Annotated in this window: 22 protein-coding genes and 1 pseudogene; 15 read left to right on the top strand and 8 right to left on the bottom strand. The window is 45.1% G+C overall.

Annotated elements, in window-relative coordinates; all coding sequences use genetic code 11:
- Positions 1 to 228: 228 nt before the first annotated feature.
- Both QZ371_RS11040 and QZ371_RS11035 read right to left on the bottom strand, forming a co-directional pair.
- The gene (locus tag QZ371_RS11040) at positions 229 to 639 is read right to left on the bottom strand and encodes an ImmA/IrrE family metallo-endopeptidase (protein ID WP_295213148.1); all 411 of its coding nucleotides are present in this window, start codon (positions 637 to 639) and stop codon (positions 229 to 231) included.
- A complete protein-coding gene (locus QZ371_RS11035; protein ID WP_295213147.1) occupies positions 639 to 983 on the bottom strand; it encodes a helix-turn-helix transcriptional regulator in 345 nt (114 codons plus the stop codon). The genes QZ371_RS11040 and QZ371_RS11035 overlap by 1 nt, the downstream gene beginning before the upstream one ends.
- 438 nt (positions 984 to 1,421) lie before the next feature.
- Between QZ371_RS11035 and QZ371_RS11030 the strand changes: the two genes are divergently transcribed.
- Entirely contained in the window at positions 1,422 to 1,910 is a 489-nt protein-coding gene (locus tag QZ371_RS11030; RefSeq protein WP_295213146.1) for a hypothetical protein, read from the top strand.
- Between the two features lie 162 nt (positions 1,911 to 2,072).
- On the opposite strand, the gene QZ371_RS11025 is transcribed toward QZ371_RS11030, so the two are convergent.
- The gene (locus tag QZ371_RS11025) at positions 2,073 to 2,780 is read right to left on the bottom strand and encodes a histidine phosphatase family protein (protein ID WP_295213145.1); all 708 of its coding nucleotides are present in this window, start codon (positions 2,778 to 2,780) and stop codon (positions 2,073 to 2,075) included.
- Between the two features lie 59 nt (positions 2,781 to 2,839).
- Positions 2,840 to 4,198, bottom strand: a complete 1,359-nt coding sequence (locus QZ371_RS11020) for an MATE family efflux transporter (RefSeq protein WP_295213144.1) — start codon at positions 4,196 to 4,198, stop codon at positions 2,840 to 2,842.
- Positions 4,199 to 4,581: 383 nt separating this feature from the next.
- On the opposite strand from QZ371_RS11020, the gene QZ371_RS11015 reads away from it, so the two are divergent.
- The 5 genes from QZ371_RS11015 to QZ371_RS10995 all read left to right on the top strand — a co-directional run bounded on the left by QZ371_RS11015 (position 4,582) and on the right by QZ371_RS10995 (position 10,806).
- Entirely contained in the window at positions 4,582 to 5,433 is an 852-nt protein-coding gene (locus QZ371_RS11015) for a hypothetical protein (RefSeq protein ID WP_295213142.1), read from the top strand.
- Positions 5,434 to 5,449: 16 nt separating this feature from the next.
- Positions 5,450 to 6,913 (top strand): polysaccharide biosynthesis tyrosine autokinase, encoded by a 1,464-nt coding sequence (locus QZ371_RS11010; protein WP_295213140.1) that lies wholly within the window; start codon positions 5,450 to 5,452, stop codon positions 6,911 to 6,913.
- Between the two features lie 17 nt (positions 6,914 to 6,930).
- A complete protein-coding gene (locus QZ371_RS11005) occupies positions 6,931 to 8,370 on the top strand; it encodes a polysaccharide biosynthesis tyrosine autokinase (RefSeq protein ID WP_295213139.1) in 1,440 nt (479 codons plus the stop codon).
- A gap of 57 nt (positions 8,371 to 8,427) precedes the next feature.
- The gene (locus QZ371_RS11000) at positions 8,428 to 9,171 is read left to right on the top strand and encodes a CpsB/CapC family capsule biosynthesis tyrosine phosphatase (protein WP_295213138.1); all 744 of its coding nucleotides are present in this window, start codon (positions 8,428 to 8,430) and stop codon (positions 9,169 to 9,171) included.
- 231 nt (positions 9,172 to 9,402) lie between these two features.
- Entirely contained in the window at positions 9,403 to 10,806 is a 1,404-nt protein-coding gene (locus tag QZ371_RS10995) for a sugar transferase (RefSeq protein ID WP_295213137.1), read from the top strand.
- A gap of 218 nt (positions 10,807 to 11,024) precedes the next feature.
- On the opposite strand, the gene QZ371_RS10990 is transcribed toward QZ371_RS10995, so the two are convergent.
- On the bottom strand, positions 11,025 to 12,221 hold the full coding sequence (locus tag QZ371_RS10990; protein ID WP_295213135.1) for an acetate kinase: 1,197 nt from the start codon (positions 12,219 to 12,221) through the stop codon (positions 11,025 to 11,027).
- A 339-nt stretch (positions 12,222 to 12,560) separates the two neighbouring features.
- On the opposite strand from QZ371_RS10990, the gene QZ371_RS10985 reads away from it, so the two are divergent.
- From QZ371_RS10985 to QZ371_RS11620, 9 genes and pseudogenes are all read left to right on the top strand, one after another.
- Positions 12,561 to 13,721 (top strand): nucleotidyltransferase family protein, encoded by a 1,161-nt coding sequence (locus QZ371_RS10985; RefSeq protein WP_295213134.1) that lies wholly within the window; start codon positions 12,561 to 12,563, stop codon positions 13,719 to 13,721.
- Between the two features lie 59 nt (positions 13,722 to 13,780).
- Positions 13,781 to 17,941: a C1 family peptidase gene (locus tag QZ371_RS10980; RefSeq protein WP_295213133.1), complete on the top strand. Its 4,161-nt coding sequence runs from the start codon at positions 13,781 to 13,783 to the stop codon at positions 17,939 to 17,941.
- Positions 17,942 to 17,963: 22 nt separating this feature from the next.
- On the top strand, positions 17,964 to 19,019 hold the full coding sequence (locus QZ371_RS10975) for a cadherin-like beta sandwich domain-containing protein (RefSeq protein WP_295213121.1): 1,056 nt from the start codon (positions 17,964 to 17,966) through the stop codon (positions 19,017 to 19,019).
- Positions 19,020 to 19,778: 759 nt separating this feature from the next.
- Entirely contained in the window at positions 19,779 to 20,018 is a 240-nt protein-coding gene (locus QZ371_RS10970; RefSeq protein WP_295213116.1) for a hypothetical protein, read from the top strand.
- Positions 20,018 to 21,037: a replication initiator protein A gene (locus QZ371_RS10965; protein ID WP_295213111.1), complete on the top strand. Its 1,020-nt coding sequence runs from the start codon at positions 20,018 to 20,020 to the stop codon at positions 21,035 to 21,037. The genes QZ371_RS10970 and QZ371_RS10965 overlap by 1 nt, the downstream gene beginning before the upstream one ends.
- A gap of 66 nt (positions 21,038 to 21,103) precedes the next feature.
- Positions 21,104 to 21,382, top strand: coding sequence for a hypothetical protein (locus tag QZ371_RS10960; protein ID WP_295213104.1), 279 nt, complete (start codon positions 21,104 to 21,106; stop codon positions 21,380 to 21,382).
- Positions 21,383 to 21,386: 4 nt separating this feature from the next.
- Positions 21,387 to 21,872 carry a PcfB family protein gene (locus tag QZ371_RS10955; RefSeq protein ID WP_295213097.1) on the top strand — a complete coding sequence of 162 codons (486 nt, stop codon included), beginning with the start codon at positions 21,387 to 21,389 and terminating at the stop codon, positions 21,870 to 21,872.
- On the top strand, positions 21,869 to 23,782 hold the full coding sequence (locus QZ371_RS10950; protein WP_295213089.1) for a VirD4-like conjugal transfer protein, CD1115 family: 1,914 nt from the start codon (positions 21,869 to 21,871) through the stop codon (positions 23,780 to 23,782). The genes QZ371_RS10955 and QZ371_RS10950 overlap by 4 nt, the downstream gene beginning before the upstream one ends.
- Positions 23,783 to 23,984: 202 nt before the next feature.
- Positions 23,985 to 24,107: pseudogene (locus QZ371_RS11620) on the top strand (Maff2 family mobile element protein); the annotation flags it as partial.
- Between the two features lie 51 nt (positions 24,108 to 24,158).
- Here the strand turns inward: QZ371_RS11620 and QZ371_RS10940 are convergent.
- The 3 genes from QZ371_RS10940 to QZ371_RS10930 form a co-directional block, all read right to left on the bottom strand.
- Positions 24,159 to 25,784 carry a recombinase family protein gene (locus tag QZ371_RS10940; protein ID WP_295213085.1) on the bottom strand — a complete coding sequence of 542 codons (1,626 nt, stop codon included), beginning with the start codon at positions 25,782 to 25,784 and terminating at the stop codon, positions 24,159 to 24,161.
- A gap of 86 nt (positions 25,785 to 25,870) precedes the next feature.
- A complete protein-coding gene (locus QZ371_RS10935; RefSeq protein WP_295213081.1) occupies positions 25,871 to 26,074 on the bottom strand; it encodes a hypothetical protein in 204 nt (67 codons plus the stop codon).
- Positions 26,075 to 26,234: 160 nt separating this feature from the next.
- The gene (locus QZ371_RS10930; RefSeq protein WP_295213079.1) at positions 26,235 to 26,588 is read right to left on the bottom strand and encodes a hypothetical protein; all 354 of its coding nucleotides are present in this window, start codon (positions 26,586 to 26,588) and stop codon (positions 26,235 to 26,237) included.
- Between the last annotated feature and the right edge of the window lie 166 nt (positions 26,589 to 26,754).

Below are 26,754 nucleotides of genomic sequence, written 5' to 3'. Positions count from 1 at the left end.
TAAATTTATAGCTTTTTACAGGTTTTGTGGGAGAATTTTACGCTCAACATACATTAAGTGAAACTTTGTCGAATTTTGATGTCAATTGCACCATTTAATACTATAATATAACATAATAATCAATATAATCTCATTTAATTACTGCAAAATGTCGAAAAACAGGCGGAACACTTTGGGTAGGTGTTCCGCCTGTTTGCATTAATATGTAAATATTCTGTGAACTTTGTGTCAACCAGCGTCGTGATAAAATCCGTAATACCTGCACGCCTTCACCATAAAATCCTCGCTGACGTCAAAATGCTGGGCGAGCAAATAAATGCTGTCGAGATTTTTTGCGATCTGCGCCGCAAGTTCGTCTTTGGGGATAAGCTCCTCGATCGCCCACTTGTCCGCACGATATTCGTGCCTCGAGATCAGATCAAGGGAAGCGTAGCGATTGTAAAACGCACCCTTCACGCAATGCCCGATCTCGTGCGCCATTCGCTCTTTGAGCTGCCTCGGCGGCATATCGCTGTCAATGCCGATGTGGCAGCCGTTTGCGCCGAAAAGCGATACCGAACCGCAGGCAGGGCAGCTTATAAAGTCCACGCTGATGTTCTCTTTGCTGCAAATTTTGTACAATTCCTGCAAATTTTTCATTATTGACCCCCGTTCCTGCGCTTTGCTTCCTCCCTCAGCTTGACCATTTCGGCAAATTGACGAACCTCCTCAAACATTTCGTCCGTCACACCCTCTGAGCCGTTGAAAAGCGCAAATTTCAGCTCATCGTCAAGGTTTTTCTCCGTTCCGTCGGTGAGATATTGCACGCTCACGCCAAAAAAGTCGGCGATCTTTGCCGCATTCACCGTCGAAAGCCGCTCAGTCCTGCCTGTGCTCAGCTCTGAAAGACAGCTCCTCGTGATCGAAAGCTCCCTGCACATCTTTGAAACGGACATTCCGTTGTCCTTGCATAATTTTTCGATCCTTTTGTACATTTCTGGCATAATAATCTGCCTCCATTTGTGAGTATTTACAAATATACAGAAATCTGTATAAATTAGAACAAAATCGCTTGACAATGACAATGTTCTGTATTATACTTGTAATCAAGATGAGTACAGAACTCTGTATTATGTTATCGGGACTGATATAAGTATAATACATATTTCTGTAATTGTCAATAGCCGAAAGCGCAAACGCTGAAATTATTTTTGTTTAGGTTAAAAACGCTCAAATGCTTGTAAATAAAGCTTTGCCGCCTTATCTTTATTTTGCAAGCAACCTGATACAAATGCTGATCTCAGCGGCGTACTTTCGGATAAAACAGAATTTTGTTATCCTCAGATACATAATTCTGTATTAATTTTGTCCTATTTATATTATAACACACCATTAGTCCAAAAGTCTGTACAATTTTAAAATTTTGAAAAGGAGAGAGAAATTTGACAAATTTTATGCTAACAAACCTTGCAGAATCCAAAACAATAATGGAAGATATAAGTAATATCATTGCCGCCCAGCCCGAACCAAGCCGCTATAATTTCGCCCAGCCGCCCAAGGGAAACAATACCGCAAAGCTGCGAAAGCTCACCCAGTATCGCAAATGTCGGCATATGGAAGAGCGCCTTAAAGGGCAGATCGCACATATGACAAAGCTTATCGCGCGGCTGCCCGATGACCGTGAAACGCCCTTTTGCCACCGTGGCAAGACCTTGCCTCAGTTGTGGGTCGAGCTCGCCGAGATACAGCTCCGCCTCCGTGAAGCCGAGGATATCGCCAACAGCCTGCCGTCGCTGTATCTTGAGATAGCGCAAAGCCGCTATTTTGACAGCCACCGAAAGCGTCCTCCCGAGTGGAGCGAGACCGTCCGAGAGTTCGGCCTGCCCATAACCGCCGCCGAACTGCGCAGCAGATTTTCCGCACAATTGTGATATTGCAAAATGGTACAAAAAAACGGACAGAAAAAATCTGTCCGCCTGCTCGTCGAAATATATATGTTTGGCGTGATTAAAGTGTAGGGGCGGACATCGTTCGCCCGTTTCGTCAAAATTCGCTGCGATCATTAAACACAGTTGTGAAAACCTCAAACGCCCTTATTTCTGAAAAACGTCCGTGAAATAACCCGCATTTGAAATAGGCTCGCCGCCCATAGAAAGGTGCTTTGTGCAGCCCATAACGTGGCAGCGGAAAAAGCCTACATCGCCCTGCCGCTCCTCGCAGCCAAGCACCGTCACGGAAGTTGGCTGCATATTGAAGCCGTGCCACATATTCATCGTCGAAATGCCCAGCAAATGGCCGATCATAACCATCGAAACGCCGAAATGGCAGAAGAACACAAGGGTCTCATCGCTGTGCTTTTTGATGGTGAACATTCCGTTTTCGTGTATGTATCCGTGCTCCGCCAGCAGCTCGTCAAGGCTGTTTTGCACCCATTTCAGCTGCTCCTCGACGTTGCCTTTCTGCATAAAATCTGATTTGAACCAGCGGTTGCGGTCGTAGTAGATCTCCTGATCTGCCCAGTCGGTTGGGTACATATCCCAAGGGATAGTGTGGCCGCCGTCCTCTGTTGGGATAAGGCCGTTGAACTCTCTCAGCCAGGGCAGCGTTTCGGCGCTGTCGTCGCGAGCTTTGAGGGAATATTCGGCGGTGAGCTGAGCCCTGCCGAGAGGTGAAACATAAAACTTTGAAACGTCCCAGTTTTTAACTCTCTGCGCAAGCAAAGCCGCTTCACGCTTGCCTTTTTCCGTGAGAGTGTCATTTACATAGTCGGGGTCGCCGTGACGAATGAAAATAAGTCTCATAAATTACCTCCTAAAAATGTGATATTCTATCATAAAAACTTGTTTGGATAAACTGTCGATCAGTCCGCCATTGGTGCGATCTCTTTTTTATATGCGTGGCGGAGGAAGAACAGCGAAAGGATTATGGAAGCTATCTCAGCGATAGGGAACGCCCACCAAATAGCGTCAAGGTTGCCTGTCAATGAAAGCAGATACGCCACAGGCAGCAGAACGATAAGCTGTCGTGTGAAAGAGATGAACATTGAAGAAATACCCTTTCCAAGGGCTTGCAGCGATGAAATTATGATGATATCAAAGCCTGCAAAGAAGAAGTGTGTGCTGATTATCCTCAGCGCAACAACGCCGATAGCAAGCAGATCGTCGCTGGCGTTGAAAAGCTTTAGCAGCGCCTCAGGGAAAAGCTGCATTATAATAGTACCCACGATCATAATTGAAACGGAGTATATCATTGCGTATTTGATAGCCCCCGTGATACGCTTTTTCTTGCGTGCGCCGTAGTTGTATGCGATGATAGGGATAAGACCGTTGTTAAGACCGAAAATAGGCATAAATACAAAGCTCTGGAGCTTGAAATATACGCCGAAAACAGCCGCCGCCGTGTTTGAAAAGCCGATAAGAATACGGTTCATACCATAGGTCATAACCGACGAGATAGACTGCATTATGATCGACGGCAGACCAACGGCGTAAATTTTCTTTATAATGCTGAGCTTTGGTCTGTATGCTCTCGGGCTTATGGTGATCTCTTTGTTGAACTTCATATTGAAGAAAAGTCCGAAGCCTGCGGCTGTGAACTGTCCGATACAAGTGGCGACTGCCGCACCTGTCACGCCCCACTTGGGGAAGAAGCCAAGTCCGAAAATAAAGCAAGGGTCAAGGATAATGTTTATCACCGCACCGATACCTTGTGTGTACATCGAGTAAATTGTCTTGCCTGTTGCCTGTAAAAGCTTTTCCATTGTCATCTGACAGAAAAGCCCGATACTGAGCAAACTGATGACCGTAAGATATTGGTCGCCGTATTTGATTATGATAGCGCTGTCCGTCTGCGAATGATAGAACAGATTTGTGAAGAACAGTCCGAATATGACGAATATGGCAAAGTTCACAAGGCAAAGGAAAATGCCGTTGTTTGCGGCGCTGTTGGCCTGCTTGAAGTTCTTTTCGCCCAAAGATTTTGAAAGCAGGGCGTTTATTCCAACACCTGTTCCTGCGCCAAGAGCTATCATAAGATTTTGTATCGGGAAGGCAAGTGACACCGCCGTCAAAGCGTCCTCGCTTATTTTCGCAACGAAAATGCTGTCAACAATGTTGTAAAGCGCCTGCACAAGCATTGATATCATTATCGGCAGGGACATTGTAAAAAGCAGCCTGCCTATGGGCTGGGTGCCCATTTTGTTTTCTTTAACTTCACCCATTTTTATTTTCCACCTTATTAATTTATAATTTTACATTTTTATATTTCAACTTTTTTATTATAGCATTTTTCACTAAACCTTGTATGAATATTTTGTTAAACCTGTACAAACAGATTTAGAGTATACTATTATAATATATAGGACGATGATACAGCTTTTTGAAATTCGCCGAAAACTGCGCAAACAGGACATCAAAAACGTTATTTGTAATAAAATGTATGTAGCGTGGTATCGGTTGGTTAAGTTGCATAAATTTTTCTTTGTCGATTTTCGTAATAAATGTGAGATTACCATTGAAATCTGTAAATATATGTGTTATAATAAATATACTTGTGAATTATAATTATATGGGACAAAAAATTATTTGTTAAGGAGTATTTGCTGTGTTAAAAGTGAACAAAGGTATCTGCTGTATATTGGCCGTGGCGATAATATTGCTTGCAGTAGTCGCTGCCGTACAGAATGCAGCACAGGACGAAAAAGGACCTGTTATCACATTTGAGTCAGACACCATCGAAGTCAGCGTCAAGGACGGGGACAGCGCTCTGCTCAAGGGGGTATCAGCGCAGGACGACAAAGACGGCAACGTTTCAGACTCGCTCATCGTCGAGAACATTTCCGACTTTGACAAGGACGGTTACAGGACGATAACCTACGCCGCCAACGACAAGTCATACAATGTGACAAAAAAAGAGAGAAAGGTAAGCTATACTGATTATCATTCTCCGAGATTTTCTCTCACGAAGAGCACCACATTCTATTCCAGCGATTCAAACATCAACCTTGCCGATATCATCAAGGCGGAAGATGTTTTTGACGGGGATATCTCCGCTTTCGTAAAGCTGACCGACGACGATATCGTTTTGGGTCAGGGCGGAAAATACACCGCAACGGTCTCCGTTTATAACTCAGCAGGGGATAATGCAACTCTTGATCTGCCGTTGTTCATCGAATCGGCTTATCAGAACAGCAGCGCACCTGTTATAAACCTTACAGATTATATCGTTTACCTCAAAAAGGGCGATAAAAAGCCAAAGTGGAAAGAGTATATCGAATCTATCAAGAACCGTGCAAACAGCTCGGCGCAGAGCAGTGCAGACAAGTATAAGGATATGGTAGATATCGACGATTCCGAGGTGAATATGAAGGAAGAGGGCTGTTATTACGTTTCATATTCGTATACAAACCCCGATGATCTGTCGGTCATTTCAAGATTAATAGTTGTAGTGGAGTAAAAACGGGAGAATAAAAGTGGAAGAAAAGGTTATTGATTTGCGCAGCGTCTTTAATGACGTGATGAAAAATATAGTATTCATAATACTTGCGGCACTTGTGGTAATGCTTAGCGGTCATATACTTCTTAAAGCGTTCCATAAGCCGACTTATGAGACAAAGCTTTCTTATGTTGTAACTTCCAGCGATTCGGCTTCGGCTTCAAATGTTACTTTCCAGAACAAGCTCGTTAACGTGTTCAAGGAGCTTATCGAAAGCAGCACGCTGAAAAACACTATCGTTACAAATATGGGCTATGACGGAGAGCTTCCTGCTGATATCACAGCGGAGATACTTCAAGATGAAACAGGCGATTATGCAAAGGACACAAACGTCATCATCGTTACCGTTACAGCATCGACACCTGCAAACGCTTTCAAGGTGGCTTGCGCTATACAGGAAAACTGTCTGAGCGTTTCAGATTACATAAACGAGAACGCAGTTCTCACTCTTCTTGAAGAGCCGAGAATGGCAGAGGTGGACAGCGGCGCTGTAAACTTCTTTAAAATGGATCTGCTTATGTTCATCGCCGGTTTCGCTGTCGCTTGCCTTGGCGTTGGATTTGTTTCCGCTCAGAGAGATACTATCAGAAAGTCTGAGGAGATCAGAGACAAGCTTGGCGTAAGCCTTCTGTCCTCTGTTCCGGACGTTTCCGTCAAGGGCAAAAACGCAAAGGACAAGGAAAAGGGCGAGCTTCTTATCACAGACAAGCACGCAGGCTTCTATTATATAGAGAATATCAAGAAGGCCGGCAATAAGATCGAGCGTATGAAAAAGCACGGCGAGTGTATGTGCCTTTTCGTTACCAGCGTTGCGCCGCAGGAAGGTAAAACTTCTATCGCCGCAAACCTTGCGCTCTCGCTTGCAATGCACGATCATAAGGTGCTGCTGGTGGATATGGACCTCAGAAAGCCTGAAATGTTCAGACTTTTCGGCGCAAATGAGAAAGAGCCTGATTTCACAGATTTTCTCAGAGGCAAAAAGTCGCTGGTGGAGACCCTCAGAAAGAAAGGCAAGCTCCCACTTTGGCTTATGCTCCAAAAGAAGAGCGTTTCAAGCGCTTCCGCAATAATCTCTTCGTCAAATATCAAAACGTTCCTCGATTATGCTAAGGGTCAGTTCGATTTCGTTATCATTGACTCTTCCGCAAGCTCAGTTTCAGCCGACGCCGAAATACTTGCAGGCCTTGTTGAGAACGCAGTTCTGGTCGTTAAGCAGGATACTGCAAAGGCAGATCAGATCAACGGTATCATTGATATGCTCAGCTCAAACAGCTGTAATCTCCTCGGCTGCGTTTATAATGCAGATACAGAGAACGCAAAGAGCAGCGGCAGTTACAGCAAATCGGGCTATCATAAGGGATCAGGCTATGGTTACGGATACGGCTACGGCAAGTACGGCTACGATAAGTATGACAGAACGTCATCGAATAAAGGCGAATAGGGAAGGGGGAGCACAAATTGGCAAATGCAGTTAATGTAAACGGATATACCTCAGAAGCAGAGACAGCAGATGACGAGATAGAACTCAGTCAGATGTTTACCAATATGATGATCGCCCTCAAGAAAATAAGCTGGCTGGTCATTTTGCTGACGGTGGTGGGCTTTGCGGCAGGCTTTGTGCTTGGCAAGCTTTTCTATACACCGCAGTATTCGGCGAACGCTTCATTCACAGTTGCTTCCGCAAGAAGCGGCGACAATTATTACGGCTTCTATTCGTCACTCGACGATCAGCTCCCGATAGCTGAGACGTATATAATCACAAGCTCCACCCTCAAGGACAGGATAGTGGAGACCCTTGGAAAAGAGTATCGCAGCGCAGTTATCACGGCGGAAGCTCTTAACAACACGAACCTTGTTACAGTTACAGTAACAGCGGACAGCAAGGAAAAAGTCCGTTCGGTGATAGATGAAGTTATCAGCGAATTTCCAAAGGTTTCACAGAAAATATACGGCGACGTAAAGGTATCGCTCCTTGACGATGTTGACAAGATCGACAAGCCTGTAAACGCCGGCACGATGAAAAAGTATTTCATCTTCGGCGGACTTGGCGGACTTGTTATCGGCCTTGGTATCGCCTTTATCCTCAGCCTTAATCTCAACCTCGTGTCCGATTCCGAGACCCTCCAGAAGTATGTAAACTGCGAGTGTATCGGTGCGATACCACAGGTCGAGGTCAAGAAGTCACAGAAAGATACATACGTTACTGTCAGAAACAGAAGCGTTTCCGACGACTTCAAGGAAGCTTTCCAGTTCGTAAGAACGAGAACGGAGAGATTTTTCCGAAAGAACGGCTGCTCATCGCTGCTTATCACTTCAACGTTCCCTGGCGAGGGCAAGACGACTGTTACTATCAACACAGCTATCTCCCTTTCACAGAACAATAAAAAGGTCATCGTTATCGACGGCGACCTGAGAAATCCGTCCATTATCGCACGTTCAGGCGCAAAGGCAAGAAAGGCAGGCCTTGACGACGTGCTAAGGGGTGATGCAAGGCTCGAGGACGCAATTATCCAGTATCCAAAGACCAACGTGTTCTTCGTTTCCTGCAACAAGCCTATCGGCAATCCTTCGGAAGCTATCAGCTCCCAGGCAATGGCGGATATCATCAAAAAGGCAAAAGCTATTGCAGATTATGTTATTATCGACTCGCCGCCGACAGACGTAATGGGCGACTCTATCCTGCTTTCTGAATATGCAGACTCAGCTATCTTCGTTGTAAGACAGAATTACGGCAATATGAACAACGTTATCTACGCTATCGAAAGTATCGAGCAGTCCAAGTCCGAGCTTATCGGCTTCGTGCTCAACGGCTCTGACGCAAAGCTCAAAATGCACGACGGCTACGGTTACGGCAATTACGGAAGCTATCACAATTATAATAAAAAAGCCTCAGTATAATTTAAGACTTAAACACAAGACACAGCAAAAACAAATTGACAGAAGGAGTGGTGTAAAATGATGACGAATATGGTGGATATTCATTGCCATATGCTTAACGAGGTGGACGACGGTTCTTATTCGCTGGAAAATTCATTGGAAATGGCGGCATTATCCGTTGAAAGCGGGGTATCTGATGTCATATGCACCCCTCATTCTATTCCGGGAATGTTTGAGAATTATGCAGGCGAGGAGCTTTACGAGCGTTTTGAGACATTCAAGGCGGCGGTAAAGTCAGAGGGCATACCTCTTAATGTGTATCTTGGAATGGAAGTTTACGGCAACGACAACACAGCCGAGGACTTGAAAAACCGCAGACTTGTGCCGCTGGCCGGTTCAAGATATATGCTTATCGAGTTCAATTTCGGCGCAGACCCAAGGATAGTGAATTATATCCTCGAAGATGTTGCCGACTGCGGCTATACGCCTGTTATCGCACACCCCGAAAGATACGATTTCGTGGCGCAGAGACCTGCGATACTCTACAAATGGGCAGACAAGGGCTATCTTATGCAGGGCAATAAGGACAGCATAAGAGGAAAGTTCGGCAGAATGGTGTACAGAATTTGTATGGATATGCTGGCGGACGGACTGTATTCATTCATCGGCAGCGACGCCCACGGCGCACTTCACAGAACACCGTTTTTGGAATATGCCTTCAACGATGTTGAGGACAAATTTGGCACAGATTATGCCGTAAAGCTTTTCTGTGACAACCCGAGAAAGATATTAAGAAACGAAGATATCTTCATTGACGACTAAGACATAATTTTGAAAGACCTGCGTAAATGCGGGTCTTTTTGTATACTTAGGATACACTTTTGTTTCATATCTGAACTTATTGTAATAATCACCAAAGACTTTGATGAAAATTGTACCGCATTAATAAATTTGTTGATTTTTATTCAAAGTTCGTGTAAACTATTGACCTTTTGTTGAAAAAAGTGTATAATATTAGAGATAAAGGGGCTTATCATCAAGGAGTGAAAGAATTTGTATATAAAGCGTGAATCCAAGTATTTCACAACTTTGTATATCGCTGACGTTTTATGCCTTATCGTGGCATATCTCATCAGTGCAGTAATAAGATTCGGTGGGGTAATGGCTACCCCAGACAAGTACGGCGTGCTTTTGACGCTTGCGGTGCTGGCTTCGTTCTGTTCCAATGCGTTCACGAAGAACTTTAGAAACTTTTTCCAGCGTGGCTATTTCCACGAGCTGCTTGCGACGGGAAAATCTGTACTTTGCACGATATTCATACTGTCCTGCTGTCTGCTGTTCTTGCGGATCGGCGCAAATTATTCGAGAGGATTTCTTATCATCTTTGCAATAGTCTGCGGTGTACTCACATACGGTGAGCGAATTTTTGCCAAGCACGTTATCGTGAAAAACTATAAGCGAAGCTCTGAAATGAGCAGACTTATGGTGGTCACGACTTCCGACAGGCTCAGCGAGGTTTTCGCAAATGCCGATAAGAACACAGTTTGGGACTGCGTTTGCACTCATATCGCTGTTATCGACAAGGATATGATCGGTACTGAGATCGACGGACGAAAGATCGACGCAAATGTTGACAATTTTATGGAGATCGCAAGGACGGACGTTGTGGACGAGGTGCTTATCCACGCAGGATATCACAATCCCGAGCTGCAAAAGCTTGTAAAAAACTTCCAGTCAATGGGCGTTACCGTAAGAGTTGTGCTCAATAATCTGAGCTTTGATATGCCGAACGTAAGGGTGGAAAAGTTTTCGGGCTTCAACGTGCTCACCACAAGCAACAATATGATAACGCACAGACAGCTTGTTGAAAAGCGTGCGATAGACATTTTAGGTTCGCTGGTGGGACTTATCCTCACGGGAATAATAAGCATATTCGTTGTGCCGGCCATCAAGCTTGAATCGAAAGGTCCGGCGGTATACAGTCAGATAAGAGTGGGCAGGAACGGCCGAAAGTTCAAGATATACAAGTTCCGTTCGATGTATCAAGACGCTGACAAGCGCAAGGCTGAGCTTATGGCGCAGAACAAAATGGACGGACTTATGTTCAAAATGGACGACGACCCGAGAATAACAAAGGTCGGCAAGTTCATCAGAAAGACGAGCATTGACGAACTTCCGCAGTTTTGGAACGTGTTCAAGGGAGATATGTCACTTGTTGGCACAAGGCCGCCAACTATTGACGAGTTTGAGCAGTATGAGCTTCACCACAAGAACAGGCTGAGCTTCAAGCCGGGTATCACAGGAATGTGGCAGGCGATGGGCAGATCGGACATCACAGATTTTGAGGAGGTCGTAAAGCTTGACACGGATTACATAGAGAACTGGTCTGTTAAGCTTGACATCAAGCTTTTGTTTATGACGGTGCTCAATGTTCTCAGAAAAAAGGGAGCGGAGTAATTTCTGCTTGTTATGTTTTTATACTTTTGATATTTTCGCCGCAGGGTCAAAGCTCTGTGGCGATTTTTGTTTAGTGAGGAATGAGAAGTGAGGAATGAGGAATGAAGGTATCGCCTAGCGGCGATGAATTTCTCTGTTGCGAACTTCGTTCGCTTGGTTTTTGGCAATAAAAAAAGGACGGAGTTTTTCCGCCCTTTTTATGTAATATTATCTGATAATTACTTTGAGATAAGAGCCAATGTATCTCTTGCGATAAGAAGCTCTTCGTTTGTTGGGATAACGTAAACCTTTGTCTTTGCGTCGTCAGCTGAAATTTCCTGACAGATACCACGGCAGAGGTTCTTTTCTGCGTCGATATGGATACCGAGGATATCGAGGTTTGAACAAGCTGCAGCTCTTACTTCCGGTGCGTTCTCGCCGATACCGCCTGTGAAGATAACTGCGTCAAGGCCGTTCATAACTGCGGCATAAGAACCGATGAACTTCTTGATCTGATATGCGAAGATCTCGCTTACGATAAGCGCTCTCTCGTTGCCCTCACTTGCGGCAGCCTGGATATCTCTGTTATCAGAGCCGATACCCGAAAGGCCGAGGAATCCCGATTTCTTGTTCATATACTCTGTCATCTGATCTGGTGTGAAGCCCATTTTCTTCTCAACGAAGTCAACTGCTGAAGGGTCAACAGAGCCGCAGCGTGTGCCCATTACAAGTCCGTCAAGAGGAGTGAAGCCCATTGATGTATCAACTGACTTGCCGCCGTTGATAGCTGTGATTGAAGAGCCGTTGCCAAGGTGGCAGGAAACTATCTTGAGCTCTTCGATAGGCTTGCCCATAATCTTTGCAAGCTCGCCGGAAACATATCTGTGTGATGTTCCGTGGAAGCCGTACTTTCTAACGTGAAGATCAGTATAGCACTCATATGGCAGACCATAGAGGTAAGCCTTTCTTGGCATTGTGGAATGGAAAGCTGTATCGAATACAACTACCTGTGGCGTGCCCTCTGGGATAACAGCCTTGCAGGCTCTCAGAGCAAGTGCGTGTGGGTGGTTGTGAACAGGTGCGAGCTCAGCGAGATCGTCGATCTTGTCGATAACTTCGTCAGTCGCAAGGCAAGTCTCCTTGAAAACTTCTGCGCCCTGTACTATTCTGTGGCCGACTGCGGAAATTTCAGACATTGAGTCGATGACCTTTGTCTCACCGCTGGTAAGAACTTCAACAAGCTTCTCAAAAGCCTCAGTATGAGTTGGGAAGCTGCAATCTTCTTCAATATGTCTGCCGTCGCCTGTCTTTGCGCTGACGTGGCCGTCAACACCGATACGGTCGCAGTTTCCCTTTGCGATAACTGACTCGTCAGTCATATCGAGAAGCTGATACTTCAGCGAGGAAGAACCTGCGTTTACTACTAAGATTTTCATTGGTAAAAAATCTCCTCTCGTTATAATGTGTCAGATAACGGGCTTGACTTTATGCCCATAATATCATATACTTATAGTATATCAATGTTAATGATAAATTTCAAGGGCTTTTTTCATAAATATACATATTGCACAATTTTTTATCGCAATTTTACACCGACTGTTATAACTGTCATAACCATAAAACAGGCTGGTGGGTGCATAATATTCATATATGGATAAAGCCAATAGCTATTAAGCTGTTTTACATTTAAAGTTGTAACCAAACGAGGCTTTTTGCAACTAATGATATAGGGGCGAAAAGACTTTGATAAAAATAAAATTCGGGGGATTTTAAAAATGAGGATCGCAGGTGTAGTAGCAGAGTACAATCCGTTCCATAACGGACACAAATTTCAGCTTCAGGCAACAAGAAAAGCAGGCGCAGAGGGCGTTGTCGTCATAATGAGCGGCGATTGCGTTCAGCGTGGCACGGCGGCAGTTTTTTCAAAATATGACAGGGCGCAGATAGCTGTTCAAAACGGCGCAGACCTTGTTATTGAGCTGCCTTGCCCCTTTTCCTGCTCAAACAGCGAGATTTTCGCACGTTCGGCGGTAAGGCTTATGGCAGGACTTGGCGAAGGCGTTGTTGATATGCTGTCTTTCGGCAGCGAAAGCGGCGATAGGCACACTCTCGAGCAGGCGGCGGAGATATCCGCAATGCTGGAAAATTCACAACAGGTGAGGGAACTTGTGGCAGAGGGCAAGACTTATCCGCAAGCGATGTATGAAGCTTCCGTGAGCCTTTGCGGCAGAATGGCAGAGGTATTTTCAACGCCGAACAACGTGTTGGCAGTGGAGTATATAAAGGCTGTAAAGCGCATTGCGCCGTGGATACAGCCATATGCCATAAAGCGTGAGGGCGTTGAGCACGATTCACCGAAAGTCACGGGAACTTTTGCTTCCGCTTCACACATAAGAGAGCTTATCGCAGAGGGCGCAAGCTGGTCGCAGTATGTGCCGAGAGGCTTTGAGGGTCTAACGCCATCGTTGACGAAAAGCGCTGGCAGAGAGATACTTTTTAAGCTTTGTACCGCTTCAAAGGAGGATTTTCTTGACCTGCCCGATTGCGATGAGCACCTTGCAAACAGGTTTATGTCGGTGGTAAATTCCTGCCCCGAGGACTTTGTGACCTTTGAGCAGCGGCTCAAGTCGAAAAATATCACAATGGCGAGGGTAAGGCGAATGGTGCTCCACCTTGTTTTGGGCATAAGGCGTTCGGACATTATGGAAGTGCCATACGGACGCATTTTGGCGTTCAACCACACTGGCACAAGGATACTCGCCGAGGCTGATAACAGAACGCTCGAATATGACACCTCGCTGAAAAAGCTTGAGAGCGCTTCGGAATATGCAAAGAGGGTGGCGTTCCTAGAGAAAAACGCCGTCAAGCTGCGTGAGACTGCGGCTTACGGCAGGTGCGTTTCAAATGAGTACACAAGAAAGATAGCTATAACATAAAAAAATACAGACAGAACAAAAGACAACTAAAAATGATATAGGGCAGAAGGGAGAATTTTATGAGGGTGATATTTAAATGCGCTGCCATTTTGACGGCGGCGGTATTATCGGCGCAGTTTCCTTGCGCAGTCTTTGCCGATATGACTGATATTGCGGATAATGACAGCCAGAAATTCAAGACGGGCAGGATAATTTTCACAGATAACGGCTACGGCTATGAAATGGAAGGTCTGGAAAAATCGGATAGTTCGGATAGCGATGATACGGATACAGACGTTGGCGGCGGTGTTTCGGCGTATGCGCAGAAAGCGGCGGCTTCGCTGCCTGCAAAGTACGACCCAAGGTCAAAAAACACGCTGACGACTGTCAAAAATCAGTTCCAAACAGGCACTTGCTGGGCATTTGCGGCGCTTTCCTGCGCTGAGAGCAATCTTATCACAAAGGGACTTGAAAATCAGAACGTGCAGTTTTCCGTGGCAAGCCTTGCACTTTCTACATATGCAAACGGCGGATTTGACGATTCTATATGGGATTGCGGCGGAAACTGGATGGATTCGTCACTTGCAATGGCTGCCCATAGGGGGCTGTGCTATGAGGAATACGAGCCTTTCGTATCAGACGGCACGGACGCCACTATCGTATCTGAGGAGAAAAAGGGCGTTTGCGAATATCAGCTCAACTACGCTTCGACGATCACAGGCGGAAAGACTGCCATAAAAAACAGGATAAAAGAATGCGGCGGCGTAATGGTGAGCTATTATGCGGACGGCGCATATATGACCGCCGATGACAAGAGCTATTACGACCCCGAGACCACGAAAAACAGCAGTATCAACCACGCTGTAAGCGTTGTGGGCTGGGACGATAATTACAGCAAAACCAACTTCCTCGCAGGCTATCGGCCAAAGAAAAACGGCGCTTGGCTGGTGAAAGGCTCTTGGGGAGTTTCAAGCGGCACGGACGGATATTACTGGATATCCTATGAAGAGGCTGAAATGACCGACTGGGTGGCTTTCGACCTGACGGAAAGCTGCGATAACAGCTACAATTATCCTGCAAATCCCAGCAATTCGATGTTCTATGTTTTCAACGAGAAGAAAATGAGCGGCGCAGACGTTTTCACCGCCGAAAATGACGAGCTTCTTGACAAGGTCGGCTTTATGTATCTCGGCAACACGGGCAAGGCGGATTATACCGTGCAGGTCTACACTTCCGTCTCCGACAGCACCCCTGTTGGCTTACTTGAATGTGAGGTCAGCGGAAAGGTGCAGAGCGACGGGTTCTATACCGTTGATATCCCCGATGTTGAGCTTGACAAGGGCGAAAGATATTCTGTTGTGGTGACTTTCAGCAACGATGGCGGCGCAGGATATGTGACAGTTTATGGCTACACCGATGGGCTTTTGAAGCCTGGGCAGGCGTATATTTCCAACGACGGCGACAGCTGGACGGACATAACCGACGAGGACGCTTACACAGGTCAGCCGATGATATTTGCCTATACTGACGATATCGACAACGCCGACAAGAGCGAGCTTGAAGCCCTTGTGGCAAAATATGAGAACAAGAGCGGTTACGAGCGTGAAGTCCAAAAGGGCAAGAAAGTCATTGCGGACGAAAACGCCTCAAAGAACGATATCATCAACGCCGAGCTTCTTATCAAGGCAAAGGCAAAAGAGATCAAGGAGCAGAGCCTTGTTATAAAAACGGCGGCGGACTGGAAAAGCTTCGCAAAGCGTGTGTCAGGCGGCGAAAGCTTCGCAGGGAAGCGTGTCATCCTTGAAAGCGATATCGACTTCGGCGGCGCAAAAATATCGGCAGTGGGAACGGATTTTGATCCTTTCTGCGGATATTTTGACGGCAACGGACACGTTCTGAAAAATGCTGTTATCCAAAATAATTCTTATGCAGGTCTGTTCGGATATGCAGCGGATAGGGCGCAGATAAGAGATCTCAGCGCAGAGAAAATAACTGTCAGCGGCAAATACGCAGGTGGTATCGTTGGCGGATTTGATGCAGTATCTATCCAGCGCTGCACATTCAGCGGAACTGTCAAGGGCACAAGCTCCGCAGGGGGTATCGTTGGCAAGGCAGGTTCGCTGACCTTGACCGAGTGCGCTTCTGATCTCACAAAATCAAGCAGTTCAAAGGCAAAAGCCATTGTTGGCAGCATTGATAATGACGCTTATTACGGGCAGCAGTATGTTGACTGCTGGTATAACGGCAACTTTACTGACAGCAATGTTAAGAAAACGGCTTTGTCAAATGTTACAAGCTCCGCAGCCTATTCGCTGAATACTGTTGGCGAAAAGCAGGCGGACAGCGGAAATTGGACAATGGTCGGCGGCAAAGCACGGCTCACTCGTGCTGATGAGCAGGCTTCACACAAGATAACATTTGAAGCCCCCGACGGCAAGCATTACGCCTGCACAGATAAGGACGGCAAGGTGAAATATCCGACTGTCGATGTGCAGGAGGGCTACGCTTTAAAATGGTATAAAGACGGCGTTGCAGTCGGTGCGGACACAGTTTTCACCAAGGACAGCACGGTAAATGCAAAGCTTGTTAAAGCGAAATCTGTAACTATCGACTATGTTCTGAATGGAGGAACAAACAGCGCTGACAATCCCGAATATCTAAGCGAGGGCGAAAGCGTTGCGCTTTGTGAGCCAACAAAAGAGGGCGCAGACTTTGCAGGCTGGTACGATAACGCCGCACTTTCGGGGGATAAGATCGAGAGCGTTTCTTATTCCGACGGCGCAAAGACCCTTTATGCCGCTTGGAGAGCTTACCAATATAATGTAACTTTTGTGGATAAGGACGGCAATGTGCTCAGTCAGCAGACTGCTGAATACGGCAAGTCCGCAAAAGCGCCGAAAGCGCCTTCCATAAAGGGCTTGCGCTTTACGGGCTGGGATAAGGACTATAAAAACGTCACAGAGGATATGACCATTACGGCAGAGTATTCCGACAGCAAGCTTATTGCAGACTGCGAGATCACGGGCTTCAAGAGCACTTTCACATACACGGGAAAGGCTATCCAGCAGCCAAACGTCAAGCTGACCTATGAGGGAAAAGAGCTCAAACAGGGCGAGGATTACGCTGTTTATTATTTGAACAATCAGAACGCAGGACAAGCAAAAATGACCTTCGTTGGCAAGGGCGAATACAGCGGCTCGACAGCGAAAAGCTTTACTATCCAGCCGAAGGACGCCTCAAAGTTCAAGCTTTATTACCCAACGCCGATGTCGTTCACGGGCAAGGCCATATCCCCAGATGTGCTTGTAAAGGACGGCACTAAGACCCTTGAGCCGTATATTGATTATATGGTGCTGTATTCCTCAAACGTCAATGTGGGCACCGGAAAGATATCGGTAGAATTTTACGGCAATTACAAGGGCAAGCAGACTGCGACCTTTGTTATCAACCCAGCAAAACAGCAGATACAGGCGCTTGAAACAAGATACAAGGGCTTCTTTGTAGACTTTGTGAAGAAAGGTTCTGCCACGGGTTATGAAGTACAGTACAGCGCAAAATCTGATTTCACGAATGCCACTACAAACAAGCTCTCCACCAACAAGACCGACACTATGACAGTCCTCGGGTTGGGTGCTTCAAAGACATATTATGTAAGAGTTCGCTCTTATACAGTCAAGGGCGGAAAGACCTATTACGGCGGCTGGTCGGACGCTAAAAGCGTTGTGACCGCAAAGACTAATTTCGCAAACGCCAAGGTCAGCGGCATTGGTTCAAAGACCTTTACAGGCAAGGCTATCACGCAGAACATTACTGTAAAATACGGCGCAAAGACCCTTAAAAACGGCACAGACTACACCGTGAAATATTCCGCAAACACAAAGGTCGGCACGGCAAAGGTCATCATCACAGGCAAGGGAATTTACGGCGGCGTTATCACGAAAAGCTTTGCTATCTATCCCGCAAAGCAGGTGATACAGCGGATTTACGGCACAAAGGCCGGGTTCTTTGTTGACTGGGCGCAAAAAGGCTCTGCCACAGGCTATGAGATATCATATTCTCAGCGTGCCGATTTCAAGGGCGCAAAAAGCGTCAAGGTGACAAACAACCGCACCGATAAAAAGACGGTGTCGGGACTTGCAAGATACAAAAAATATTACGTCCGTGTAAGAAGCTACACGGTCACAGGGGGAAAGACTTACAACGGGGCGTGGTCTGATAAATACTGGGTCTACACTCAATGACCCCTAAGGAAAGGTGATAATTATGACGGCAGAAAGAAGACAAAGAAAAGCTGGGATATCCAGAACGTTTTTTGCAATGCTCATTTGCCTTGCGCTGGCTGTAGGATTCGGCGCAATGAACGTTTTTGCAACGGGTGAGGCATTTTTCTATCTGCCGAAAAATGCGGTTATGACCGGGCAGGAATTTCAGCTGTCCATAACATTTTCCGCAGATTCCGATATTGGCAGCGTGCAGGCAAATCTTGCCTATGACGATTCGCTTGTGCAGTTCGTGTCCTCTGACAACGCTTCGGGGGGCGGAGGAATGCTGACAATAAACGGCTTCCCCGACAGCACGTCACAGGAAGTGACTTTTACATTCACTTTCAAAGGACTTTCGACAGGCACGGCGAATTTCAATTTGCAGGGCTGTCAGATATACTCTCCCGATTCCCGGCTTATCGGCTCTCCAACGGCATACGGAATGGTGACAGTTGGCGGCGATGTTGTCAGCGAAACTGAGACCGAAACGGAGACCACAACTACCACCACGACAACGAAAGCGACTGAGACCACCACAGCCGAAAACGGCGTTCCCACAAAGGGCGTTCTTACTGCGCTGACAGTCGATCACGGACAGCTTTCGCCTGCATTTGCATACAATGTTTACAACTACACGGTAAATGTTGACAATTCAGTTGACAATGTCGAGATCGAGGGCACGACCGCAAGCCCGTCCGATTACATTTGGTACACAGGCACAAGCGAGTGTCAAGTAGGTGAAAACGTCCGCACTATCACCGTCACAGACGTTGACGGCAACAAGACCACCTACACCATCACGATAATCAGGGCGCAGGCAGGGGAGACTGTTCAGACAGATGAGGGCAAGGTCACCACGAAAAAGGACAGCTCATCATCGACCCTCACAAGAGAGAACGACGCTCTTGACAAGTACAAAGGCGTGCTCAATGCAGCGCTTGCTATTGTGCTGATAGTTCTTGTGATAGCCCTTTTCGTTATCGTGATATGGATAAGAGGAAAGATCAAAGGCGAGGGCAAGAACAAGAAAGAAAACGGCAGAAGCAAAAAGAAATAGCGAATAAAAAAACAGGGGAGCGGCGCATCGTTCCCCTGTTTAGCGTGTGAAAAAAGTTTCACAAGGCATTCGATAATACACATTTTTTTTACAAAATTCACACACAAACCGCTATAATTTTTACCCTAACAAGACTATAATATATACATACTGATAGTTCAGTTATGAGAGTGGCTCCAATAGGGGCTGCTTTTTTTTTCATACTTTGTACTGCGAACGCTCTACGTTGTAGCCCGAGGATAAAGTCGCTAAAGGCACTACTATTGCATTGAGCTCTCTACATAGTTGGGATTTTATGTTACAACAATATTTATGAAAACAATAAACCGCACACAGTATTAAATCATACAGAGTGCGGCTGGTTGTGCTCAATTACATTATTGAAACATATTTTACTTGACAATGCTTTTTGCATATGTTATAATATAGGCAACAAAAGAGGCACACTGCTGTAAGCGGTTTACCTCCATTTAAGTTTTTCTGTGAAAGAAATAACCTTCCTTTTGGCTTTTGGGCGGTTATTTCTTTTTCTTTTTATTGCATATATCGACCACAAGGCCGATTACATCAGCTATCAATATCACTTTTATCAGTCTTAGGGAAACAAAAAATAAAACGTGCAGGCAGGCTAATTTAATTAACTATACAAAGTAAGACGTTCTTCAATTTGAGGAACGTCTTTTTTTATTGAATTTAATATATAATTCAGACGTTTTTCTGTCAGGGAAAAACGTCTTATTTTTTTTAGGAGGAAATTTTATGTCAGCAAGATCAATCCCATATTATTATCTGCCGCAGCAAATTATGAATGAGAAATATGAAGCGTTTTCTGTGGAAAGTAAAATGCTCTTCTCGATGATTTTTACCAACGCTGAACATATTAAAGCCATTAAAGAAACCGCCCAGTTGATCGAGAAGATTGATGAAAAAGAGCTGTATGAAATGCGCCATATGCTTGAACGTATGCAAGAGCTGAAAGAGGAAGGAGAAGAACAATAATGTTTGATTTTTTCTACGGCAACGAACCAAAGCAATTTGCGTTTTATTCGATTCCTCAGCTGCTTTTTACTGATGAAAAATTCAAGAATATGTCCTGTGAAGCTAAAGTCCTCTATGGTCTGCTGCTCGATAAGGCAGGGCTGTCCTCTAAGAACGGCTGGACAGACAAAGACGGCAAAGTCTTTGTCTACTTTAAGCGTGAGGATATATGCACTATGCTAGGCTGCAAGAAAGATAAGGCTAGTAAAATACTGGCGGAACTTGATGATGAAAAAGGTATTGGGCTGATCAAGAGAGTATCACAAGGTCAGGGCAAGCCAGCAAAAATCTATGTTCGTCACTTCCTGAGAGTTATTGACGATGAAGTTGCAGGAAATCCTGCAAACGATATTTTGACTTCTGAGCAGCCCAATAAATCAGAAAGCGATTATGAAATTAAAACCGACGTCAAGAGGGCGGAAAAACCGCTTTCTAGGGAGCGGAAAAACCGACGCCTAGAGGACGGAAAAACCGACGTCCTATCTAATGAACCAAACCAAGAGAATCATACTGAGATATCCAACCTATCTATCATTCAGGACAACAATCGACAAAAGCCGACGTCCAACAGCGCAAAGAATATGGAGGATAGGATTGATAAGATTGGATATCTCAACAAACTAGAAGATGTTCGTCAGCGTGTCAATGCCGATTACTTATTGGAAATCATCAATACAAAAACAGGCTTGAACTTTTACAGTCCCGATGAAATTGATGAGCTAGTTGAACTAATCGCTTGGGCGGAGCTGACAACGCAGCCGGCGATCAAGATTAATGGCGAATACATTGATAGCGAGCTCGTAAGGCTGAGGTTTGCAAAACTAGACGAAGGACATATACAGTACGTCCTTGACTGCGTTAATAACAATACTGTCAAAATTAGTCAAAGGAGAAACTATCTACTGACCTGTCTATACAACGCCCCAAGCACGATAAGTGGATATTATTCTAACGACGTCAGATCAACCGTGTCTTTATGATTAATGTAATGGTTATAACTTTATATCCACAGGATACAAAGTCAAATATTTTTAGGAGGAATTATTATGACAATGACAATTATCACACAGACGGAGGAAATCGTGAACTACAACAATCTGCTGAAAATTTCTATCGCAGAAGGAACGTATGGAGATAGCGAGGTCTATGCCATTGTTGGCTTGCCGGCAACAGACAAGGTTGAGAATGAGGAAGATGTGCTGATACAGATTGGAATCTATGACACCGAAGATAAATGTCATAAAGTGTTTGAACAGCTGAAAAAATGGCTTGCAAGCGGCGTACAGCCTGTCTTTAACGTACCGGTAACAGTTCCGGAGGAATAAAGAGATGGCTGATGATTTGCAAAAAAGTCTGTTAAAGACGATAGATGTAACGATACAGACGAGTAAAATGACCGATGAAGTGCTAAAACAGGCTATGAATGATTTTTTAAGCGGCGCAGCCGAGAAGAAAGGCAGGCTCACATACAAGCAGCTTGAAAATAAGTCATCGGGAAAGCTTGAAAGTATTGAAATTACTGATAATAACATACGAGATTTTCTCAATGTTGCGAAAAAATACGATGTTGATTTTGCTCTAAAACGAGATAAATCAACTGAACCACCTACATATCACGTCTTTTTTCAGTCGCAGAAAGCTGATAATTTCAACCGTGCTTTCAATGAGTATGTGGATAAAAAGACTAATCAGATTGACCAGCATAAAGCTTCTTTTGATCGCCAAAAGCTCCAGAAACGAGCCATTGAGATAAGCAAACAACCACGAGAACGAGCTGACAAAGTCCGTGAAAGAAATATGGAGAATAGCTTATGATTGAAATAACGGTAAACTTCAAGAAATTAAAAAAGCTTATCCTTACAAATTTGCCTTTTCTCATATTCGGATACGCTGGCGATATGATCGCCTGTGCTTATCGTACCGCTGAAGGCAGTAATTTCTCGGAAAAGATGTTGCCATTTCTGAATAACCTTGGTGTTGTATTTGCCAAAATGCTTCCGAGTTTAAATCCTTATGATTTGCTTTTCGGAGCTATATTTGGTGTTGCGGTGAAATTCTTGATGTATGTCAAATCCAAAAACAGAAAGAAATTTCGGCAAGGCGTGGAATACGGCTCAGCAGCTTGGGGAACGGAAAAAGACATTGAACCATATATGGATCATTCAAATCCAGATAACAATGTCATTTTAACACAAACAGAGGGATTAACTATGGGAAAGCCCTCTCACCCGAAGTATGCGAGAAATAAGAATATTCTTGTTATCGGCGGCTCAGGCTCAGGTAAAACACGCTTTTTCGTCAAGCCAAATCTTATGCAAATGCACAGTTCATATATCGTAACTGACCCAAAAGGTACTGTTTTGATTGATTGTGGCAAAATGCTAGAACGTGGCAGACCCATAGGTAAAGACAAGAATGGCAAGACCATTTATGAACCATATCACATAAAGGTTTTTAATACGATTGATTTCGCAAAATCAATGCACTATAACCCTTTTGCATATATTAGCGAAAATAATCGTGAAAAGGATATTTTAAAATTTGTTGACGTTTTAATCAAGAACACAAACGGAAATAAGCCTTCTGGCGGTGATGATTTTTGGGAAAAGGCTGAACGACTGCTGTACACAGCGTATATTGCAATGATTTTCTGCGTTTTCCCAGAAGATGAACAAAACTTTGAAACGCTTATTGATATGGTCAATGCTTCTGAATGCCGTGAGGACGATGAAACATTTGAAAACTCAATAGATGAGCTTTTCAAATTCGTAGAAATGAAAATCAACAATACGTTCTCAGAAGCGGAAGACGTTCCGCAAGTCTATGAAGATCTCGGCAATGATGAATTCACACCGGAACAACGTAGAATAGGGTCATTTGCGATTAAGCAATACAAGTCGTATAAATTGGCTGCCGGAAAGACGGCTAAGTCTATACTGATCTCTTGTTCTACAAGGCTTGCTCCATTTTCGATTGACGAAATGCTTGAAATAACACGCTATGATGAATTGGGTCTTGATAAGCTCGGTGATGAACTTTCTGCCTTATTTGTCATCATTTCGGACACCGACGCAACGTTTAACTTTATCGTTGCTATTATGTACTCACAGCTTTTTAACTTGCTTTGTACTAAAGCGGATAATAATCCGGGAGGCAAGCTAAAATATCACGTCAGATGTTTGTTAGATGAGTTCGCAAACATCGGCGACATACCTCAGTTTGAAAAACTGATAGCTACCATTCGATCTCGTGAGATATCAGCAAGTATTATTTTGCAGGCAAAATCACAATTAAAATCAGTCTACAAAGATAATGCTGATACCATTGAGGGCAACTGTGACACTACTCTGTTCTTAGGCGGCAAGGAAAAGACCACAGTTTCCGAATTATCGGAAAGTCTGGGCAAGGAAACTATTGACGCCTTTAATACGTCCGAAAGCAGAGGACAGTCACAGTCATATGGGTTGAACTATCAGAAACTTGGAAAGGAGTTGTTATCAAAAGATGAGATATCCATAATGGATGGTGGTAAGTGTATCTTACAGGTTCGTGGAGTGCGTCCGTTTTTCTCGGAAAAGTATGATATAACACGCCATAAAAATTACAAATATCTATTGGACGATAACCCTGCAATGGAGTTTTCTATTGAAAAATACATCAAAAGATGTGCAGAAAACAGGGCAAAAATCAATGCCAAAACAGATATTACACAGTATTCTATTTAGATCTATAACGGACGGTAAAAAACAATATGAAACATACATAGGAGGAAAATTAATGAAAAACTCAAACAAAAACACAAAGCTCTCAAAGGGCTGCAAGATCACGAAAAAGGCTATTCTTACAATGATGACTATGGCTGTTATGAGCTGCCTGTTCAGCGTTAATGCGTTCGCTGCAACTGGTGAAGTTGATACTTCTTCATTCATCAGCACCGCTTGTACGGTCCTCAAGTCAGTAATCTGCCTGATCGGTGCAGGTGTCGGTGTGTGGGGCGTTGTAAACCTCCTCGAAGGTTACGGCAACGACAATCCGGGTGCAAAAGCACAGTAGTGATATAGAAGTTTTTTCTCCCTTAGTGTAGTCGCATAACACCGTCGGTTATGCGACCTTTTTACCATATTTGCCTGTTTCAACGGATATAGTCGATACCGCCACATCAAAGCGATAGTGAATAACAATATCCTGGACTCGCTTTCCGCTGGACTTGTCTGCTTCATGGACTACTATCCTGTCAATCAGTTCGTGCATGATCTTCGGAGTAAGCACCGTGATATGCTCATACTGCTTGATGACATTGAGGAACGCCGTTACATCGGAGGACTTCTGTTCAGCCGTTTCAACAAATGTGGTAAGCTCCGCAACAGTTGATTTCAGCTTTGTCTGTTCTTCCTCATATCCTGCGGACATCATCGTGAAACGCTCGTCTGACAGCCTGCCGAGAACATTATCCTCATAGAGCCTTGTAAAGAGCTTGTCCAGTTCAGCGATTCTCTTTTCAGCCTGCTTTAAGGTCTTTTTCGCCTTAGTAAGCTCCGATGATTTACGCTGAACGGAATTGCTCATAGCCGTCTGAATGAACTCATCCTCGTTCTCACGCACCATCGTCAGGAGCTTGTTCAGCTCACCGAGGACAATTTCGTTGAGTACGCAAGTACGAATATAGTGGACGGTGCATTTATCCTGTTCCTTTGCGTAGGTGGAACAACGCATATGCTCCTGCTCTGGACGCTCATTCTTGCGGCGGCTCAGATACATCTTCTCTCCGCAGTCGGCACAGTAAACCATTCCTGCGAACGGATTAACCGTTTGCATCTTCTGCGGTCTGCGCTTATGCTTGCGAAGTTCCTGAACCAAGTCGAATGTCTCCTGCGTGATGATAGGCTCTTGCGTATTTTCAAAGACCTGCCATTCGTCCTGCGGATTATACACAATTTTGTGAACCTTGTAGGACTTCATTTTCGTACGGAAGTTGACCGTATGACCGCAGTATTCAAGGCGTTCAAGGATATGGGTGATTGTATTTGCACCCCAGCGGTAGGTTTTTGCGTTATGCCGTCCGTTGTCACGACCTTGCGATAATGCGTAGGCAGTCGGAGTCGGTATACCCTGTTCTGTTAAGATACGGGCGATCTGCACCGGACCGTAGCCATCAATGCAGAGCTTGAAAATCTTGCGTACCACCTCGGCGGCAGGCTCATCAACTACCCACAGGTTCTTGTCGGTATCGGACTTCTTGTAGCCGTACACGGGCGGACAAAGATGCTTGCCCGACTGTCCCTTTGCCCTGAACACCGCACGAATTTTCTTTGAGCAGTCACGGGCATACCAGTCATTGAAGATATTTTTGAACGCAAGCAGTTCGTTCTCGGATTTCGCCGTATCGACATTATCGTTGACCGCAATGTAACGCACACCGTAGTCGGGGAACACCATTTCGATCAGCTCACCCGTTTTCAGGTAATCACGACCTAAACGGCTCAAATCTTTAGTGATTACCGTAGCGACCTTGCCGTCCTCAATGTCCGTCATCATCGCTTTGAAGCCTTCACGCTCAAAGGTAGTTCCACTCACACCATCGTCCACATAGAATACCGTGTTGCGAAAGACGTTGTCATCGGCATACTTCTGGAGGATAGCCTTCTGATTTGTGATACTGTTGCTCTCACCGTCGAGCATATCGTCCTGGCTCAGACGGCAGTATAAAGCTGTTATCTTGTCTGTCATATTAACCTCACTTTCCGACAGATACAGCAAGCTATTATCATTATAGCGCACCCCGTTTCTTTTTTCAATGCGCCGATATTCCAAAATCAAACAGCCTGCTGTACGGGTTCTTGTCCGGTTTCACCGAGGAGTTTTTCACAATCCTCTGTTATCAGCCTTGCGAGAATGTCGCTCAGGCTCTCCCGAAAAGAGGGGTTAAAGACGGTCTTAACTCTGTAAATCGTATGCCCGATATGGTACTCGGACACGTTATCTGTTACCGCAACGGCGGCAGTTGTTGTTTCGTTCATAGCGAATTTATCTCCTTTAGCTTCTCTATATCTACGCTTATAGGTCTGAGGGCATCGCTTTTTATCTATCACCCTCATGGTTGTTGTTTGTGAATACAGCCGTGCGGAACGGCATTGCTGCCGTCCCTCTCACAGCTATCGTCTTGTTGTCGGATATATGTTAATCCGAATACGGAGTGTGCTTGTTATCGAAGAACGTAGTCTGATAGTCGGCATTATCGTCGCTGTCGGAATCATCGTCCTCATCGCCGTTGGTATCGGCAGAGCTATCGTCAGCAAGCTCAGCGATCTGGTCATAGGTCATACCGCTTGCGGTCAGCTTGCCAATCAGCGTATGCTCTATGGTTGCAGTATCGACAAGCGCTTGTCCCTCTAAGCCGTAAAGCTCAGAGAGCATATCGTAAGCGATCTGCTTGCTCTCCATGATGACCTTGCGTTTACGTTCGAGAGCTGCCTTGATAGACTTCTCGTAGCTGTCGAGCTTCGCCTGGTTGTCTTTCAGATTACCACGCATTCACATCACCTCACATTTTTATAGGATTTAGGGATAATACCCTATGTTAATATTATAGCGCGAAACGCAGTTCTGTGTCTATTGATATTGCGCTCAAACTTTCTGTTTCACTTGCATTATCCAGTTCGACACATTGTTACGGGGAAAAGAAAAAGCTGCGGAGCGG

The sequence above is a fragment of the Ruminococcus sp. genome (genome assembly GCF_019423705.1).
Lineage (GTDB): Bacteria > Bacillota > Clostridia > Oscillospirales > Ruminococcaceae > Hominimerdicola.
The sequence above is the reverse complement of the archived record's forward strand: the minus strand, read 5'-3'. Positions and strand labels throughout refer to the sequence as shown.